Genomic DNA, 17,994 nt, shown 5'->3' with positions numbered 1-17,994 from the left:
CTTTTGATGTGGGTATCGCGTCCGACTCCGCCGCCTGACGGCAGCGGACGTGGAGGATAGCCGTCGAACCGATCCGGTGACGAGCCGTGTGGGGGAAGTCAGCGGACCTCGGCCACCTCGACGCCATCCAGGCCCTGCGACAGCGTGCGCGCATCGCCCCCTTGGGCGAGCTTGATGCGCAGGCGCACTTCGTTCGCGGAGTCGGCGTAACGCAGCGCGTCCTCGTAGGAGATCTCGCCGGCCTGGTAGAGCTCGAACAGCGCCTGGTCGAAGGTCTTCATGCCCAGGTTGGTCGATTCCTTCATGACCTCCTTGAGCTTGTGGATCTCGCCTTCGCGGATGTAGTCCTGCACCAGCGGCGTGCCGAGCATGATCTCCATCGCCACGCGCCGGCTCTTGCCGTCGGGCGTCGGGATCAGCTGCTGCGCGACCACGCCCTTGAGATTCAACGACAGATCCATCAGCAGCTGGTTGCGGCGGTCTTCGGGGAAGAAGTTGATGATGCGGTCCATCGCCTGGTTGGCGTTGTTCGCATGCAGCGTGCACAGCACCAGATGCCCGGTTTCGGCGAACGCGATCGCATGATCCATGCCCTCGCGCGTGCGCACCTCGCCGATCATGATCACGTCCGGCGCCTGGCGCAGCGTGTTCTTCAGCGCGTTCTCCCAGCTATCGGTGTCGATGCCGACCTCGCGCTGGGTGATGATGCAGCCGGCGTGCTTGTGCACGAATTCGATCGGGTCTTCGATCGTGATGATGTGGCCGGTCGAGTTCTGGTTGCGGTAGCCGATCATCGCCGCGAGCGATGTCGATTTACCCGTACCGGTCGCGCCAACGAAGATCACGATGCCGCGCTTGGTCATCGCCAGCGTCTTGATGATCGGCGGCAGGTTGAGTTCTTCCACGCTCGGGATGTGCGTCTCGATCCGGCGCAGCACCATGCCGACCTGGTTACGCTGGTAGAAGCACGAGATGCGGAAGCGGCCGACGCCCGAAACGCCGATCGCGAAGTTGCACTCGTGGGTCTTCTCGAATTCCTCGCGCTGTGGCGGGGTCATCACGTTGAGCACCAGATCGCGCGCCTGCTGCGGCGTCAGCGGGTTCTGGGTGATCGGCGAGATCTTGCCGTGCACCTTGATCGACGGCGGCATGCCGGCGGTGATGAACAGATCCGAGGCCTTCTGATGGGCCATCAGCTTGAGGAACGAGGTGAAGTCGATGCTGCTCATGGGTGGCTCCGTTGGAGCCGGGATTCGGGATTGGGGGTTGGGGATTCGAAAGCGTGAATCCACCCCATCGCGAGCACCGGCGTGTCCTAATCCCTAATCCCTAATCCCTAATCCCTAATCCCTAATTCCCAATCCCGGCGACTTTTCGATCATTCGAAAAGTCGCTTGTCCTTGGCGTATTCCTTCGCGGCCGGGCGCGTGATCAGGCCTCGCTTGACCAGATCCTGCAGGTGCTGGTCGAGCGTCTGCATGCCGTACTGCTGGCCGGTCTGGATGGCCGAGTACATCTGCGCGACCTTGTCCTCTCGGATCAGGTTCCGGATCGCCGGAATGCCGGTCATGATCTCCCAGGCCGCGGTCCGGCCGCCACCCACCTTCTTCAGCAGCGACTGCGAGATCACCGCGCGCAAGCTTTCCGACAGCATCGAGCGCACCATCGGCTTTTCGCCCGACGGGAAGACGTCGATGATGCGGTCGATGGTCTTGGCCGCGCTGGACGTGTGCAGCGTGCCGAACACCAGATGGCCGGTTTCCGCGGCGGTCAGCGCCAGGCGGATGGTTTCCAGATCGCGCAACTCGCCGACCAGGATGTAGTCGGGATCTTCTCGCAGCGCCGAGCGCAGCGCCTCATTGAAGCCGTGCGTGTCGCGGTGCACTTCGCGCTGGTTGATCAGGCACTTCTGCGAGGTGTGCACGAATTCGATCGGATCCTCGACCGAAAGGATGTGCGCGTATTCGTTCTTGTTGATGTGGTCGATCATCGCCGCGAGCGTGGTCGACTTGCCCGAACCCGTCGGGCCGGTCACCAGGATCAGACCCTGCGGCTGGTCGATCAGCTGGCGGAAGATCGGCGGACAGTTCAGGTCCTCGAGGGTCAGCACTTCCGACGGAATCGTACGGAACACCGCGCCGGCGCCGCGGTTCTGGTTGAACGCGTTGACGCGGAAGCGGGCCAGACCCGGAATCTCGAACGAGAAGTCGACCTCGAGGAATTCTTCGAAGTCGCGGCGCTGCTTGTCCGACATGATGTCGTAGATCAGCGCGTGCACCTGCTTGTGCTCGAGCGCGGGAATGTTGATGCGGCGCACGTCGCCGTCGACGCGGATCATCGGCGGCAATCCCGCGGACAGATGCAGGTCCGACGCCTTGTTCTTGACCGAGAACGCCAACAGTTCGGCGATATCCATGCAACACCCCTTGATGATGATCCGCGCAGGGCGCGCAACGAGCCTTCCCGGCTGGCGCCTCCCTGTCCCCGGCGGCAGTATAGACCGGTATTCCCCGCGCAAAACCAGCGCACCCACACTGCCCCGGACGCCCCCGTTGCCCGTGACTTCGACCCCTGCCAGTGCCGCCCTCGACGCCGTGATGTCGCGGATCCACAACGCGGACCGCGCCGCTGCGCGGCCAGTGCAGGCGCGCCTGCTGGCGGTCTCCAAGTTGCATCCGGCCGAGGCCATCGCCGCGCTCACCAACGCCGGCCAGCGCGCGTTCGGCGAGAACTACGTGCAGGAGGCCGCCGGCAAGATCGAAGCCTTGGCCGGTCTGGGCCTGGAGTGGCATCTGATCGGCCATCTGCAGTCGAACAAGGCCAAACAGGCCGCCGAGCTGTTCGACTGGGTGCAGACCGTGGACCGGATGAAACTCGTCGACGCGCTGGCTGCGCACCGCCCGGCTGGGCGCGGCGCGCTGAACGTGCTGGTCCAGGTCAACATCGACGACGAGTCCAGCAAGCACGGGTGCGCGCCGTCCGAGGTGCCCGCACTGGTCGCGGCGATCCGTGCCGCGCCGAGCCTGCGCTTGCGCGGACTGATGGCGATTCCCGCCCCGCATGCCGAGCCCGAACGCCGGCGCGATGCCTTCGCGCGGATGCGTCGGCTGTTCGACACCGTGGCCGGGCAGGACCCAGCCATCGACACGCTGTCGATGGGCATGAGCGACGACCTGGAACTGGCCATCCAGGAAGGCGCGACGATGGTGCGCGTCGGCTCAGCCCTGTTCGGCGCGCGCCCGGCGCGCTGACCGGGACCACGCAGACGGTCGGCTACCATCGACGCGTTCCCGACTGCGAAGCCGCCATGACCGATAGCCACGACACCCCTGCCGCACCCATCGTCTTCATCGGTGGCGGCAACATGGCGCGCAGCCTGATCGGCGGCCTGGTCGCGCGCGGCGGCGACGCCGCATCGGTGCGCGTCGTCGATCCCAACGCCGACAGCCGCGATGCGCTCGCCCGCGACTTCGGCGTGCGCACGTTCGCCGACGCGGCGCAGGCCGTGGACGGCGCTGCGACCTGGGTGCTGGCGACCAAGCCGCAGGTACTGCGCGGGGTCTGTGAATCGCTGGCCGACGTGGCCCAGGCCACGCAGCCGCTGGTGCTGTCGATCGCGGCAGGCATCACCGCGACCCAGCTCGACCGCTGGCTGGGCGGCGGCGTGCCGGTGGTGCGCACGATGCCCAACACGCCTGCCCTGCTCGGCGCCGGCGTGACCGGCCTGTTCGCGAATGCGCGCGTCGACGATGCCGGACGCGCACGCGCGCAGGCGCTCCTGGAGAGCGCGGGCGAGACCGTGTGGATCGATGACGAGGCGCGGATGGACGCGGTGACCGCCGTATCCGGCAGTGGTCCGGCGTATATCTTCCTGCTCGCCGAAGCCATGGAAGACGCTGCGATCGCGCAGGGCCTGCCGGCGAAAGATGCGCGCACGCTGGTGCTGCAGACCGTGCTCGGCGCGGCGCGGATGCTGGTCGAATCCGACGAGGCCCCGGCCGAACTGCGCCGTCGCGTCACCTCGCCGGGTGGCACCACCCAGGCGGCGATCGAGACCTTCGAAGCCGGCGGGCTGCGCGCGCTGGTGGCAGACGCGATCGCCAACGCCGCTCGTCGCGGCGGCGAACTGTCGGCTGCCAATGACTGAGATCGCGCGCGCGGTTTGCCTCGCCGGACTCGCGTTGCTCGCGACCGCCTGCGGACAAGCGCCCTCCAACGAAGCGGACGCACAGACCAGCGCGCAGAACGCGGCGATGCCCGCGCAGACGATGCTCGGCGATGCCGAAGTGATGGCGAGCGTGGTGCCGGCCGCGCACATGGGCGCGGCGGTGGCGCGGCGCTATGCGATCGAGCCCGCGCGCGACCGGGCGTTGGTGCTGGTCAGCGTGCAACGCGGCGACGTGTCGGTGCCGGTGCAGATCACCGGCGATGCGCGCGATCTGCGCGGCGTGCGCCAGACGCTGGCCTTCGATGCCGTCGATCTCGACGGCCTGGTCGAACATGTCGCCGTCGCGCGCGTCAGCGGTCCGGACACGCTGCGTCTCGACCTGCAGATCACCGCCGAAGACGGTGCCCGCACCACGCTGCGCTTCAATCGCGACATCCCGCGCTGACGACGCGGGCTCAGCCGATCAGCTTGAGCCCGACCACCGCGGCGAGCACCAGGGCGACGAAGAACAGCCGCAGCGGCCGCGCCGATTCGCCGTAGCGCAGGATGCCTACGACCACCGCGCCGACCGTGCCGATGCCGACCCACACCGCGTAGGCGATCGCGATCGACATGCCGCTCTTGAGACCCAGCGACAGCAGGCCGAAGCTCACGCCGAAGCATGCGATCAGCCGCGCATAGGCCAACGCACTCGGCCGTTGCTTGATCGCGTTCATCGCGATCACGCCGGCCACTTCCGCCAGGCCGGCCGCGAACACGAACAGCCAGCCGGTCATGGGGACTTCTCCACGTCGGGCGCCGGCGCCAGTGGTGTCACCAGCTTCAGCCCGGCGACGCCGACGATCAGCAATGCGATCAACGCGATCTTCGCCGGCTGCACCGGCTCACCAAACCACACGGTCTCGGCGACCACCGACGCCGCCGCGCCCAGGCCGCAGAACACGGCATAGACCGAACCGACCGGCAGGAAGCGGATCGCGCGCATCAGCAGCGCAAAATTCACCGCGATCGCGCCGATCGTCACTGCCCAGCCCAGCGGCGTGGTCGCGGCCTTGAGTCCGACCACCCAGACTGTCTCGATCAGGCCCCCGGCGAACACCAGCGCCCAGTAGCGGCCGGTGCCGCGTCCCGCCGCCGCCATCAGTAGGCCACGCTGAACCGCGCGCGCACGTGGGCGGGATGTTCGATCTCGTCGGCGAATGCGATCGCGTAATCCTCCATCGAGATTGCGCTGTTGCCGTCCGCGTCGACCAGCAGGGCATCGCCACCGGTACGGAACGCGCCGGTGCGGGTGCCGGGTTCGAACACCGCGCCGGGCGAAACGAAAGTCCAGTCGACGTCGTCGGCGCCGCGGAGGGTGTCGAGAAAGCGGCGGCCAGCGCCGGCTTCGGCCTTGTAGCGTTCCGGAAATTCAGGCGTGTCGATCAACGCCACGCCCGGCGCGACCTCCAGACTGCCGGCACCGCCGACGACCAGCAGGCGACGAACCGCAGCCTGACGCACGGCATCGAGCAGCACGTCGGCGGTCGGTCCGCCGTCGAAGCGCGTCGCGCTGACCACGACATCGTGGCCCTGCAGCAGCGGCGCGATCGCGTCCGCGCGCGAAGCGTCGGCGGACTGCAGGGTCAGCCCGGCCTGGGCCGGGGTGTCGGCGGTGTTGCGGGCGATGCCGGTGACGCGATGGCCGCGTGCCAGCAGTTCGCTGGCGATACGCGAGCCTGCGCGTCCGGTGATGCCGATCAGTGCGATGCGCTGCATGGGGGACTGCACCTGCGGTGTGGGGAGGCGCCATGCTAGGCGCCTGCCGGCGCAGGCGGGGTCACGGCATCGCAACCCACTGTTCCGGGGTCCCGCCGCGCGTGGGGCACAGGGCCCTGCGCGCCACGCGACCGCGCCGCGTCAGCCCTGCCGCTGTGCCCAGGCCTGCACGATCCTCGCCATCGCGGTCACCCCGTCGGTCAGGGCCGCGGGACCCGGCTGCAGGATCAGCGGCGACTTGATCTCGTGCAGCTCGCCGTCGCGCACCGCCGGAATCGCGTGCCAGCCCGGCCGCGCGGCGACGCGCTCGGGGCGGAATTTCTTGCCGCACCAGGAGCCGAGAATGATGTCTGGCGCGCGCGCGATCACCGGATCGCCATTGGCCAGGATGCGCGCCTTGGCCAGCGGCTCGATCGACAGTTCCGGGAACACGTCGTCGCCACCGGCAATGCGCACCAGTTCCGCGACCCAGCGGATACCGGTGATGATCGGTTCGTCCCATTCCTCGAAGTACACGCGCGGGCGCTGCGGCAGGCGCGCGCTCTGCGCCTCGATCGCATCCAGTCCGCGGCGCAGTTCGTCGGCATAGGCATCGGCGCGCGCCGCGCAGCCGACCAGCGCGCCCAAGCGGCGCACGTAGTCGACGATGCCGTCGACGCTGCGGTGATTGCTGATCCACACCTCCACGCCGCGGCGCACCAGCTCGGCGGCGATGTCGGCCTGGATGTCGGAGAAGCCGACGACGAAATCCGGTTCGAGCTTGAGGATCTCGTCGATCTTCGCGCTGGTGAACGCACTGACCTTGGGCTTCTCCTTGCGCGCCTGCGGCGGACGCACGGTGAAGCCGCTGATCCCGACGATGCGGTCCTGCTCGCCGAGCGCGTACAGCACTTCGGTCGGTTCTTCGGTCAGGCAGACGATGCGTTGCGGACCCATGCGGCGACTCGATCGGAAGCTGCAGGCATTGTCGCGCATGTGCGGATGGCGCCCGTGACCGCGCGCGTGTTCAGCCGGTCTCGAACCGGTGCCGACCGGCGCGCTTGGCCGCGTAACAGGCCGCGTCGGCGCGGATCAGCGCCTGATCCACGCTCCCGGCGCCGTCCAGCCGTGCCATGCCGATGCTGATGCCCAGGCCTTCGAAGCGCGTGTCCGTGGCGGCGACGGCGGCGACCTCGTCCAGCACCCGGGTGGCGACCAGTTCGGCCGCCTTGTGCTTGTCGTTGAGCAGCAGGATCGCGAACTCGTCCCCACCCAGACGGGCCACCACATCGGTGTCGCGGGCGCAGCGCAGCAGCGCCTGCGCGACGTCGCGAAGCGCGGCATCGCCGGCATCGTGGCCGTGGGCATCGTTGATCGCCTTGAACCCGTCCAGATCCATGAACAGCAGCCAGCCCCGGCCACCCAGTGCGGACTCGATGCTCCGGGACACGGAGCGGCGGTTGGCCAGTCCTGTCAGCGAGTCGGTCTCGGCCATGTACCGCAATTCCTCGTTGAGGCCCTGCAGTGCGGTGACATCCACCGCGGCGCCTCGGTACCCGAGGAATTCACCCTCGCGCGACCACAGCGCGCGGCCGCTGTTGCTGAGGACGCGGTGCTCGCCGTCGGCGCTCGACGCGCGCAGGAGCTGACCGGTGAAGTCGGATCGCGCGGCGAGCAGATCGGCCACCGCGGCGGCCCGGTCCGGCGGCAGCAGGCGCGAGGCGACCTGCGTCGGCGTGCAGCCGATCACCTCCTCGTTGCTCAGGCCCAGCGCGTCGCCGAAGCCGGCCGAGACATGGACCAGCCGGTCTTCGGCGTCGGTTTCCCAGAACCAGTCCGCCGCCACCAGGGCGAAATCGACGAAGCGTTCCTTCTGCAGGGTGGCGATCCGCAGCAGCTCGGTTTCGCTGCGACGCGACGCCTCCAGACCTGCGAGCAGTTCGCGGTAGCTGCGCATGAAATACAGCCCGAACATCGCGCCCAGCACGCACAGCGCGATCGGCACCCGATACCCGGCGCTGGCCGCCCACTGCGGGTGCGGGCGCAGCCAGGCGGGCGCGCCCGCGCTTGCAAGCGCATACGACAGGCCGATCGCCGCCACCGCCACCGTGGCCCACAGCAGGCCTTGCCAGCGCGGCAGCACCAGCATCGCCAACAGCACGAACAGCGGCAGCATCATCGCGCCGCCCACGGCACGACCACCGGTCATCGCCATCAACACCGCGATGCCCAGGATCACCACGCCGACCGTGAGGTGACCGAAGCGGGTCACGCCGCCGTAGTGGCGAAACCCGGCCAGGGTGAGCAGCAGCAGGAGCACGATGACCATCAAGTAGCGGCCGAACGTGCCGCCCAGCACGAGTTCCATCGCGCCCATCGCGCCGATCAGTGCGATCGCGGCCAGGGCGATCAGCACGACGCCGACCGCGCGCATATAGGCTTCCGTGGCTTCCAGCGGGAATCGCTCGGGCGGCAACAACCAGTGCCACAACCACGTCTTGTCCATCGGATCCTGCTGTGATCGGGCGCAGAGACTGTTGTCAGCCGTCCGAGCGCCGGGCGTGTGAAGACCCTTTTACAGTGATGCGGATGGACATGCGAGGAACACTGCGACAGAGACCACAGTCGAAGTCACCCGGTGATCACGGATACAGCATCCGCTTGCGGCAGTCGCCGGCGCAGTCGCACTCGTAGAGCCAGCGCTCGTGCAGGCGGTACTCGGCGCCGTACCAGAACTCGACGCGATCGGGCCGCACGCGCAGACCCGACCAGCGCGGCGGACGCGGCACGTCGCGGCCTTCGAATTCGCGTTCGAGATCGGCCAGCCGCTGCTCGAAGGTCTCGCGCGTGTCGAGCACTTCGGACTGCTTCGACGCCCACGCGCCGAGCTGGCTGCCCCGCGGCCGCGAGGCGAAATACGTATCCGCTTCGTCGTCGCCAACGATCACCACCGGCCCTTCGATCCGTACCTGCACGCCCTTGCGCACACGCGGCCAGTGGAACAGCAGCGCGGCGTGCGGGTTCTCCTGCAACTCGCGGCCCTTGCGGCCATCGAGATGCGTGTAGAACACGAAGCCGCCTTCGTCCCAGGCCTTCAGCAGGACGGTGCGCGCCGACGGCCGGCCATCGAGCGCGGCGGTGGCGACGGTCATCGCGGTGCGATCGGGTTCGCCCGCGGCCTGCGCCTCGTCGAACAGCGTGGCGAAGGTGTCGAGGGCTTCGGACAGCAGGGTGGGGGCTGCAATGGTCATGCGTCGATGATCGCTGCAGCCCGCCGCGATGTCGATTCGCGGCGCAGCACGCATCGGCCGCGCTATCGTGTTCCCGATGAACGTCGCACCACCTTCGCCCTGGCCCGACACGCTCGTCGACACCCTGCTCGCCGACCTTTCGGCCTGCGGCGCGCCGCAGGTGCTTGGCATCAGCGGGCTGCAGGGCACCGGCAAATCCACGCTCGCCGCGCAGGTCGTCCGCGCCGCCAACGCACGCGGCCTGCGTGCCGCCGTGTTGTCGCTCGATGATCTCTACCTGGACCGCGGCGAACGCCAGGCGCTTGCCCGCGACGTGCATCCACTGCTCGCCACCCGTGGCCCACCCGGCACCCACGAAGTCGCGCTGGGCCTCGCCGCATTCGCCGCCGTGCGCGCCGGCACACCGATCCGCCTGCCGCGCTTCGACAAACTCGGCGACCGCCGCGTGCCGGAAACCGACTGGCCGACGGTCCACGGCCTCGACCTGCTGTTGTTCGAAGGCTGGTGCGTCGGCACCCCGCCCGAGCCCGCGACCGCGCTCGTTGAGCCGGTCAACGCACTCGAACGCGACGAAGACCCCGCCGGCACCTGGCGCCGCTGGTGCAACACCGCCCTCGCCCGCGACTACCCGGCCCTGTGGGCCGGCCTCGACCGGCTGCTGTTCCTGCAGCCGCCGGGTTTCGACGTGGTGTTCGACTGGCGCCTGCAGCAGGAACAGGCGTTGCAGGCTGCCCAGCCCGGTCGCGGCGGCATGGATGCGAGCGCCGTCGCACGGTTCGTGCAGCACTACGAGCGGGTGAGCCGGCAGGCGTTGCGGTCCTTGCCGACGCTGGCGGACACGGTGGTTACCTTGGATGCCAGGCGGCGGATCGTGACTGCGCACTGAGGCGACCGGGGCGGTGCGCGCGCTCGGACCGCGGCGATGATCGGCCACGACGGCCGTTTCAGCCCGTGCAAGCAAGCCCATTGATCGCGATGCCAGAACGCGGCGACGGGCGCCCGTCGCGCGGACCCGATGGCGACGCGGCCTCAGGCGGGGTCGGCCTCCGGGATCATCCCGATCGCCACATCGATCCGCGCGAGCGCTGCCTCGCGCCCCGCCAGATACACGGTATGCCCAATGTCGGGGCTGACCTGTGTCCCGGTGATGGCCACGCGCAGCGGCTGCGCGACCTTGCCCATGCCCAGACCGAGTGTCTCGACGGTCTCGCGGAACGCAGCATCGATCGCCTCGACGTTCCAGTCCGACAACGCGGCGAAGCGCGCGCGGACATCGGTCAGCGGTGCGCGGGCTTCGGCCTTCAGGTGTTTGGCAACGGCCTTGTCGTCGTAGGCGGCAATCGGGCGATACCAGACCGCCGCGCGCTCGGACATTTCCTTGAGCGTCTGCACGCGATCGCGCAGCGCGATCACGACATCGGCCGGCGCCGGGCCCGCCGACAGGTCGTACCCGTCATTGCGCAGATGCCATTCCAGATGCGCGGCGACCGCAGCCGGATCATCGGACTTCAGATACTGCTGGTTGAGCCAGCCGAGCTTGGCCATGTCCAGACGCGCGGCCTTGGCGTTGACGTCCTTGAGGTCGAACAGCTGCTGCATCTCGGGGATCGAGAAGATCTCCTGGTCGCCATGCGACCAGCCCAGGCGCACCAGGTAATTCAGCAGCGCGTGCGGCAGGTAGCCGGCGTCTCGGTATTGCATGACGTCCGCCGCGCCGGTGCGCTTGGAGAGCTTGGCGCCCTGCTCGTCGAGGATCATCGGCAGATGCGAGAACGCCGGCACGTCGGCGCCGAGCGCGCGGTAGATGTTGATCTGCCGCGGGGTGTTGTTGACGTGGTCGTCCCCGCGCACAACATCGGTAATGCCCATGTCCAGATCGTCGACGACGACCGCGAAGTTGTAAGTCGCGTAGCCGTCCGGGCGGAAGATCACCAGGTCGTCGAGTTCGCTGTTGGCGATCTCGATGCGACCCTTGACCTTGTCCTCCCAGACCACGGTGCCGTCCTGCGGATTCTTCAGGCGGATCACGCGATTGGGATCATCGCGCTTGGGCGCGTTGCGCTCGCGATACGCGCCGTTGTAGCGCGGCTTGTCGCCCGCGGCCATCGCGGCCTCGCGCATCGCGTCGAGTTCGGCCTTCGACTCGTAGGCGTAATACGCCTTGCCGGCCGCGACCAGCTGCTCGGCGACTTCGGCGTAGCGGTCCAGCCGGTGGGTCTGGTAAATCGGGCCCTCGTCGTAGTCCAGGCCCAGCCAGTCCATCGCCTGGAGGATCGCGTCGATCGCGGCCTGGGTGCTGCGCTCGCGGTCGGTGTCCTCGATGCGCAGCACGAATTCGCCGCCGCGACGCCGCGCCTCCAGCCAGCAGTACAGCGCGGTGCGCGCGCCGCCGATGTGTAAGTAGCCGGTGGGACTGGGGGCGAAACGGGTGCGGCAGGACATGCGCGGAACTCGGCGTGGGAACAGGGCGCATTCTAACCGCCGCGTCCGGCCGGCCCCGGCGGCCGGATTACAATGGCGCCATGACGACGCTTTTCATCTCCGACCTGCATCTGGACCCGGCGCGTCCGGAGATCACCGCGCTGTTCCTCGCATTCCTCGACGGCGAAGCCCGCTGCGCGGATGCGCTCTACGTGCTCGGCGATCTGTTCGAGTCGTGGGTCGGCGACGACGATCCATCCGAAGCCGGTGCCCAGGTCGCCGAACGTCTGGCCGCGCTGTCGACCGCCGGCGTGCCGGTCGCCTTCATGCACGGCAATCGCGATTTCCTCGTCGGTCACGACTACGCGCGTCGCGCCGGCATGTCACTTCTGCCCGATCCCGCGGTGATCACGCTCTACGGCCGCCCCGTGCTGCTGACCCACGGCGATCTGCTGTGCACCGGCGATGTCCAGTACCAGGCGGTACGCGCGCAGGTACGCAATCCGGCGTGGCAGGCGCAGATGCTGGCGCAGCCCTTGGCCGCGCGACTCGCGTTCGCCCAGCAGGCGCGCGACGCCAGCCAGGCGCGTGCCGCCACGCTGCGCGGCGACGGCACGATGGAAACCGTCACCGACGTAGCGCCGGCCACGGTCGAGGACTGGTTCGGCCGCTACGGCGTCGACACGATGATCCACGGCCATACGCATCGCCCGGCGATCCACGAGCTGCAGGCTGGCGGCCGGGACTGCCGACGTATCGTGCTGGGCGACTGGTTCGAGCAGGGCTCGGTGTTGCGTGCGTATGCCGACGGGCGGCTGGAGCTTTCAGCGCTGGCTTGCGAGTCGTAATCGCAACAGCACGGCTGTAGGAGCGCGCTTGCGCGCGATCGGCATTGCCGGACAGCGTCATCGCGCGCGAGCGCGCTCCTACACGAAGCGCTAGCGCTCTGCGATCGCCTGCAAAGCCACCAGTTTTCTTCGCTGGATCCCGCAGCGGCGCTGCGAGCCGTAATCGGAACAGCACCGCCGTAGGAGCGCGCTTGCGCGCGATCGGGTGCACCGGGAAAAGCCTTCGCGCGCGAGCGCGCTCCTACAGGGGAAGCGTCGCGGTCAGCGTTCGGCGATGGCGTGCAAAGCCGCGAGCTCTTCTGCGCTGAAGCCAGCCGCCGCGCGAGCGTCGATATTGAACGGGCCGTGCAGGACGGCGCGCGCGTACTCGGACAGCAGATCGCGGAACGTCGATTCCGGTTGCACGCCGCGGCGTTCGCAGAACCAGCGGAACCAGCGGCTGCCGGCGGCGACGTGCGTGACTTCTTCGCGCAGGATCACTTCGAGTACGCCGACGGTCTCGTGATCGCCGAGCGAGCGCAGCTTGACGATCATCCCGGGCGTCACGTCCAAGCCGCGCGCTTCGAGCACGCGCGGCACCAGCGCCATGCGCGCCATGCCGTCGTGCGCGGTCTTCTCGCACATTTCCCACAGGCCGTTGTGCGCGTCGAAATCACCGTAGTCGAAACCGAGATCGCGCAGACGATCGCGCAGCAGCACGAAATGCCGCGCTTCGTCGGCGGCCACCGACACCCAGTCGGCGTAGTAATCGGCGGGCAGATCGCGGAAGCGGTAGACCGCGTCCCAGCCGAGATCGATCGCGTTGAGTTCAATATGGGCGATCGCGTGGATGAAGGCCGCACGGCCTTCTTCGCTGCCGAAACCACGTCGCGGCAGCTCGCGCGGATGCACGAGCTTCGGGCGCTCGGGGCGCCCCGGCATGCCGATCGGTTCCGGCGCAGGCGCGCTCGCGTCCAGCGGCAGCGCGCCGTCCTTAAACCGGCGCGCATAGGCGCCGGTCAGCGCGATCTTGTCATCGGGATCGCGCGCATCCAGGCAGTGGCGCGCTGCCGCGAACAGATCCGCGGCGTCCGCGACCACCGCCTTATTCACGCGCGGCGCTTCTTCTTCGCGTCGTCGCTGCGCAGCTGCTGCAGGCGCTCGAAATAACCGGCCTCGATGCCGGTGACGTATTCGCCGCTGAAGCAGGAACTATCGAAGCGGCGGTCCGGGAACTTCGGGCCGGCGACGGCGGTTTCGAGATCGGCCAGATCCTGATAGATCAGCCAGTCGCAGCCGAGGAATTCCTCGATCTCTTTTTCCGTGCGGTTGTGCGCAACCAGCTCGTCGACCGACGGCATGTCGATGCCGTAGATGTTCGGGTGCCGCACCGGCGGCGCGGCCGATGCGAGATACACTTTCTTGGCACCGGCGTCGCGCGCCATCTGCACGATCTGCTTGGACGTGGTGCCGCGCACGATCGAATCGTCGACCAGCAGCACCACGCGGTTGCGGAATTCCAGCGGGATCGGATTGAGCTTGCGTTTGACCGACTTCGCGCGTTCGCCCTGCCCCGGCATGATGAAGGTGCGGCCGACGTAGCGGTTCTTGATGAAGCCCTCGCGGTACTTCACGCCGAGGGTGTTGGAGATCTCCAGCGCCGCGTCGCGCGAGGTGTCCGGAATCGGGATCACCGTGTCGATGTCGTGATCGGGGCGCAGGCGCAGAATCTTCTCGCCCAGCGTCACGCCCATGCGCATGCGCGCCTTGTGCACCGAGATGTTCTCGATCATCGAGTCCGGGCGCGCGAAGTACACGTATTCGAAGATGCACGGTGCATGCGGCTGCTGCGGCGCGCACTGGCGATGGTGGAGTTCGCCGCGCGGTGTGATCACGATGCCCTCGCCCGGCTCGACGTCACGCAGGTGCTCGAAGCCGAGGATGTCGAGCGCGACCGATTCCGATGCCACCGCGTATTCGGTGCCTTCGGCGGTCTCGCGCTTGCCCAGCACCAGCGGCCGGATGCCGTGCGGATCGCGGAACGCGATCAGACCCAGGCCCAGCACCGTCGCCACCACGGCATACCCGCCCTTGGCGCGGCGATTGACGCCTTCGACGGCGCGGAACGCGGCCTCGGGGGTCAGCGCCTTTTCACGGTCGAGCTCGTGCGCGAACACGTTGAGCAGGACTTCGGAATCCGAATCGGTGTTGACGTTGCGGCGGTCGGTCTCGAACACCTGCTGGCGCAGCTGGTCGGTGTTGACCAGGTTGCCGTTGTGCGCGAGCGCGATGCCGTAGGGCGAGTTGACGTAGAACGGCTGCGCCTCGTCGTGGCCTTCGCTGCCGGCGGTGGGATAACGGCAGTGCGCGATGCCCACGCGACCCTGCAGCAGGTCCATCGCCTTGATGTCGAACACGTCGCGCACCAGGCCGTTGCCCTTGTGCACGCGCATCACCGTGCCGCTGGCCACGGCGATGCCGGCCGCGTCCTGGCCACGGTGCTGCAGCACCGTCAGGCCGTCGTACAACGCGGCTGCGACTTCAGAGGTTCCGACAATCCCGACGATCCCGCACATGTTCGATTTCCAGTTCTGCTTGAGGCGCGCGGACGCGCCGGTATGAAGTGTGGGACGACGTATTCGCGCGCCGGTCAGGGGTGCGAGCGGACCAGACCGTCGACGCCCACTGCGCTGCGGACGCGCGTCTTGAGCTGGTCGGCTTCGCCGCGCGTCGCGACCGGGCCGGCCTTGACCCGGGTCAGGCGGCCCTTGTCGGTATCGACCGAATCGGTAAACGCGGTGATGCCGGCACCGCGCAGACGATCGCGCAGGCGGTCGGCTTCGGCCGCGTTGCTAAAGGCGCCCAACTGCACGATGAAACCGGTGCCAGACGTCGGTGCCGCCGCTGCGGGCGTGGCCGGCGGCGGCGCAGGCGTGGCGGCAGGCGGTGTCTGCGCCGGCGGCGTGCGCGCAGGCGGCGCTTCTTCGGGCAATTGCTCGGTGGTTGGCGTCGCAGGCGTCTGCGCAGGCACCGGGCGCGACGCTGCCGGGGCAGCTGGTGCCGGCGTTTCGGGGCGTGCCACGTCGGGACGGGCGCCTGCATCGAGCGTGACCACACGCGGCGTCACGTCGTCACGGACCTGCGCCGCGCGCACGCGGACGATCTCGGCATCGGCGCGGTTGGCATAGGGCCCCAGCCGCACGCGCTGCGCCGGCTTGTCGTTGAGCGTAAACGCTTCACGGTAGCCGCGCAGGCCGGAGGCGCCGAGCTGACGCAGGATCGCCTCGGCATCCGCCTCGCTGGCGAACGCAGCGTAATGCACGGCATAACCGCCACCGGCGACGGTCACGGGCAGCGGATTCTCCTGCTGCGCGGTGTCGACGGTCGGCAAGGCACCGCCATCGGGACGGGTCGCTGCCGGCGCGGCAGACGCCGATTCCGACAACGGCGCACCCGCCAGCGCGCCGCCTGCGCGCGCCGGTGGCGGCGCGATCAGCGGCAGATCGACGGTCTTGTAGTCCCCCGCAGGCGCGTCAGGCACGTCGAGCGACATGTTCGGCAGGCCGCTCGCGGGCGCGGGGCCCTTGATCAGCATCGGCAGGAAAATAACCGCGAGCGCAATCAGCACGGCGGCGCCGATCAGGCGTTGTTTCAATGCAGGCGACATGCGGGATCCGGACACGGGTGCCGCGCGAATTATACGCGCCGTACCGCCCTGCTTCTTAACGCCTGCCCTGCAACACCCGCAGCGCCGCTGCGGCGGCGTGGAACGTGCCGAACACCAGGACGCGGTCGCCGGCGGCGGCCCGGTTGAGCGCTTCGGCGAGCGCAGCTTCGACATCGACGTGCTCGCTGGCGTCGCCCGACAGTGCGTCGGACACCCGAGCACGCAGCGCCGCAGCATCCTGGCCACGCGCGCCGGCCGCGGTCGAACCCGCCAGGTGCCAGTGGGTGATCGACGCCCCCAGCGCCGTGACCACGCCCGCCGCGTCCTTGTCCGCGAGCGCGGCATACACCGCGACCGTGTGCCCGGCCGCCGGGGCGGCGACCAGCCAGTCGGCCAGCGCCTGCGCCGCCTGCGGGTTATGCGCGACGTCCACGACGATCTCGACGCCCTGGCGCTCGAAACGCTGCAGACGGCCAGCGACCGTCGCGCTTGCGATTCCGGCCGCGAGCGCGGCATCGTCGACATCGCGGTCCAGCGCGCGGATCGCGGCGATCGCGACCGCCGCATTGCGCAGCTGCACAGGCGCAGCCAACGCCGGCATCGGCAGCTCGACTTCGAAGCCGACTTCGCGCCAGGTCCACGTGCCCGCATCCGTCGGCGCATACAGGAAATCGCTGCCGCCGCGGATCGCGACCGCGCCGATGCGATAGGCGTGCTGCAGCACGCTTGCCGGCGGATCGGTCTCGCCGACGATGAGCGGCTTCCATGCGCGCGCGATGCCGACCTTCTCGCGCCCGATCGCTTCGATGTCGTCGCCCAGCCAGTCCTGGTGATCGAGCCCGACGGTGGTGATCACCGCGACATCGGGTTCGACGATATTGACTGCATCGAGCCGGCCGCCGAGGCCGACTTCGAGCACGGCCAGATCCAACCCGGCACGCGCGAACAGCCACAGGGCGGCCAGCGTGCCGGTTTCGAAATAGGTCAGCGGCGTGTCACCGCGCGCGCCCTCGACCGCCTCGAATGCCTCGACCAGCGCAGCGTCCTCAACGTCACGCCCGTCGATGCGCACGCGTTCGTTGTAGGCCAGCAGATGCGGCGAGGTATACGCGCCGACGCGCCAGCCCGCCGCGCGCGCGATCGACTCGACGAAGGCGACCGTCGATCCCTTGCCATTGGTACCGGCGATCGTGATCACCTGCGCAGCCGGGCGTCCGCAGTCCATGCGCGCGTAGACCGCGCCGACGCGGTCGAGGCCCATCTCGATTTCAGTCGGGTGGCGCGCTTCGATGCGCGCGAGCCATGTGGAGAGATCAGTCGGCATGGAGATGTTCGGCGCTGGAGACGTGGTGGACGGAGATCACGGCGAAACCCAGAACCGTGGATCTCCCCACAAGTCTGACCCGCACCGTCCGGTCTGGATACCGGTGGTAGTACCGGCTGCTGATGCAGATGAACGACGGCATCGTCCCGGCGAGCGGGCCGCCCTTCAACCGGTAGTCGCATGAACGTCGCGAGGCGCGATGAGAGGTCTGCATGACCGCCTGCATCTCGTGCTCGCTTCCGAATGGGCGCGTGATCGCCCATGGCACCGCCTTGGCGAGAACGAGCCAGACGATCCATCCCAGAAACACCGGCATGGCGGGCGCCAACAGCCAGAGTTTCCAGTCCGACGGCCAGACGCCCGTGCGGATGCCTGTGCGGATCAGCGCGCCATAGAACAGTCCGGTCAGAGCCAGACCGATGACGCCGAACAGGATCACGGCCTGCCGACCACGAAAGACCGCGGGCGGAATGAAGTCGATGAACAGTCCAAGCAGCAGCAGGCCACACACTGTGAGCACGGCGACCAGCGCACCGACATGTCTCGGTGTCGGCGCCTCGGTGCCGAACCACAGACTTCGCCAGGTGGACACGGTGGCT

General features: G+C 68.6%; 19 protein-coding genes. 5 read left to right on the top strand and 14 right to left on the bottom strand.

The genetic code is table 11. The features are described from left to right. Nucleotides 1-98 precede the first annotated feature (98 nt). Entirely contained in the window at nt 99-1,229 is a 1,131-nt protein-coding gene (locus tag J2W68_RS13990; protein WP_310236834.1) for a PilT/PilU family type 4a pilus ATPase, read from the bottom strand. A gap of 149 nt (nt 1,230-1,378) precedes the next feature. Then, on the bottom strand, nt 1,379-2,416 hold the full coding sequence (locus J2W68_RS13985; RefSeq protein ID WP_232137070.1) for a type IV pilus twitching motility protein PilT: 1,038 nt from the start codon (nt 2,414-2,416) through the stop codon (nt 1,379-1,381). Between the two features lie 181 nt (nt 2,417-2,597). Here J2W68_RS13985 and J2W68_RS13980 point away from each other — a divergent pair, with 181 nt between their 5' ends. The 3 genes from J2W68_RS13980 to J2W68_RS13970 are packed head-to-tail and all read left to right on the top strand — an operon-like array spanning nt 2,598 to nt 4,613. Further along, a complete protein-coding gene (locus J2W68_RS13980) occupies nt 2,598-3,251 on the top strand; it encodes a YggS family pyridoxal phosphate-dependent enzyme (protein WP_310236981.1) in 654 nt (217 codons plus the stop codon). Between the two features lie 56 nt (nt 3,252-3,307). Further along, nucleotides 3,308-4,147 (top strand): pyrroline-5-carboxylate reductase, encoded by an 840-nt coding sequence (gene proC / locus J2W68_RS13975; protein ID WP_310236832.1) that lies wholly within the window; start codon nt 3,308-3,310, stop codon nt 4,145-4,147. Nucleotides 4,148-4,181: 34 nt separating this feature from the next. Next, nucleotides 4,182-4,613: a DUF4426 domain-containing protein gene (locus tag J2W68_RS13970; RefSeq protein ID WP_310236830.1), complete on the top strand. Its 432-nt coding sequence runs from the start codon at nt 4,182-4,184 to the stop codon at nt 4,611-4,613. A 10-nt stretch (nt 4,614-4,623) separates the two neighbouring features. On the opposite strand, the gene J2W68_RS13965 is transcribed toward J2W68_RS13970, so the two are convergent. From J2W68_RS13965 to pdxH, 6 genes are all read right to left on the bottom strand, one after another. Then, the gene (locus J2W68_RS13965) at nt 4,624-4,944 is read right to left on the bottom strand and encodes a DMT family transporter (RefSeq protein WP_310236828.1); all 321 of its coding nucleotides are present in this window, start codon (nt 4,942-4,944) and stop codon (nt 4,624-4,626) included. Next, nucleotides 4,941-5,309: a DMT family transporter gene (locus J2W68_RS13960; RefSeq protein WP_310236826.1), complete on the bottom strand. Its 369-nt coding sequence runs from the start codon at nt 5,307-5,309 to the stop codon at nt 4,941-4,943. Before J2W68_RS13960 ends, J2W68_RS13965 begins: the two co-directional genes overlap by 4 nt. Next, nucleotides 5,309-5,926: an NAD(P)-dependent oxidoreductase gene (locus J2W68_RS13955; RefSeq protein WP_310236824.1), complete on the bottom strand. Its 618-nt coding sequence runs from the start codon at nt 5,924-5,926 to the stop codon at nt 5,309-5,311. Before J2W68_RS13955 ends, J2W68_RS13960 begins: the two co-directional genes overlap by 1 nt. Before the next feature lie 141 nt (nt 5,927-6,067). Then, a complete protein-coding gene (locus J2W68_RS13950; protein WP_310236822.1) occupies nt 6,068-6,862 on the bottom strand; it encodes a cobalamin-binding protein in 795 nt (264 codons plus the stop codon). A gap of 70 nt (nt 6,863-6,932) precedes the next feature. Beyond that, complete coding sequence (locus J2W68_RS13945) at nt 6,933-8,411, bottom strand: sensor domain-containing diguanylate cyclase (protein WP_310236821.1); 1,479 nt, start codon at nt 8,409-8,411, stop codon at nt 6,933-6,935. Nucleotides 8,412-8,547: 136 nt separating this feature from the next. Next, complete coding sequence (gene pdxH, locus J2W68_RS13940) at nt 8,548-9,156, bottom strand: pyridoxamine 5'-phosphate oxidase (RefSeq protein ID WP_310236819.1); 609 nt, start codon at nt 9,154-9,156, stop codon at nt 8,548-8,550. Nucleotides 9,157-9,232: 76 nt separating this feature from the next. On the opposite strand from pdxH, the gene J2W68_RS13935 reads away from it, so the two are divergent. Further along, nucleotides 9,233-10,042 (top strand): kinase, encoded by an 810-nt coding sequence (locus J2W68_RS13935; RefSeq protein ID WP_310236978.1) that lies wholly within the window; start codon nt 9,233-9,235, stop codon nt 10,040-10,042. A 143-nt stretch (nt 10,043-10,185) separates the two neighbouring features. Here the strand turns inward: J2W68_RS13935 and gltX are convergent, their stop codons facing one another. Then, nucleotides 10,186-11,598: a glutamate--tRNA ligase gene (gene gltX, locus J2W68_RS13930; RefSeq protein WP_310236818.1), complete on the bottom strand. Its 1,413-nt coding sequence runs from the start codon at nt 11,596-11,598 to the stop codon at nt 10,186-10,188. Between the two features lie 80 nt (nt 11,599-11,678). Here gltX and lpxH point away from each other — a divergent pair, with 80 nt between their 5' ends. Further along, entirely contained in the window at nt 11,679-12,425 is a 747-nt protein-coding gene (gene lpxH / locus J2W68_RS13925) for a UDP-2,3-diacylglucosamine diphosphatase (RefSeq protein WP_310236817.1), read from the top strand. Between the two features lie 261 nt (nt 12,426-12,686). On the opposite strand, the gene J2W68_RS13920 is transcribed toward lpxH, so the two are convergent. The 5 genes from J2W68_RS13920 to J2W68_RS13900 form a co-directional block, all read right to left on the bottom strand. Further along, nucleotides 12,687-13,517 carry a ferritin-like domain-containing protein gene (locus tag J2W68_RS13920; RefSeq protein ID WP_310236816.1) on the bottom strand — a complete coding sequence of 277 codons (831 nt, stop codon included), beginning with the start codon at nt 13,515-13,517 and terminating at the stop codon, nt 12,687-12,689. Beyond that, entirely contained in the window at nt 13,514-14,980 is a 1,467-nt protein-coding gene (purF, locus tag J2W68_RS13915) for an amidophosphoribosyltransferase (RefSeq protein WP_310236815.1), read from the bottom strand. The genes J2W68_RS13920 and purF overlap by 4 nt, the downstream gene beginning before the upstream one ends. Nucleotides 14,981-15,054: 74 nt before the next feature. Beyond that, complete coding sequence (locus tag J2W68_RS13910) at nt 15,055-16,071, bottom strand: SPOR domain-containing protein (protein ID WP_310150942.1); 1,017 nt, start codon at nt 16,069-16,071, stop codon at nt 15,055-15,057. A gap of 55 nt (nt 16,072-16,126) precedes the next feature. Next, on the bottom strand, nt 16,127-17,395 hold the full coding sequence (gene folC / locus J2W68_RS13905; protein ID WP_310236814.1) for a bifunctional tetrahydrofolate synthase/dihydrofolate synthase: 1,269 nt from the start codon (nt 17,393-17,395) through the stop codon (nt 16,127-16,129). After that, the gene (locus J2W68_RS13900) at nt 17,385-17,987 is read right to left on the bottom strand and encodes a hypothetical protein (RefSeq protein WP_310236813.1); all 603 of its coding nucleotides are present in this window, start codon (nt 17,985-17,987) and stop codon (nt 17,385-17,387) included. Before J2W68_RS13900 ends, folC begins: the two co-directional genes overlap by 11 nt. Nucleotides 17,988-17,994: the final 7 nt, after the last annotated feature.

Source organism: Luteimonas terrae (genome assembly GCF_031457535.1).
GTDB classification, from domain to species: Bacteria; Pseudomonadota; Gammaproteobacteria; order Xanthomonadales; family Xanthomonadaceae; genus Luteimonas; species Luteimonas terrae_A.
The sequence above is the reverse complement of the archived record's forward strand: the minus strand, read 5'-3'. Positions and strand labels throughout refer to the sequence as shown.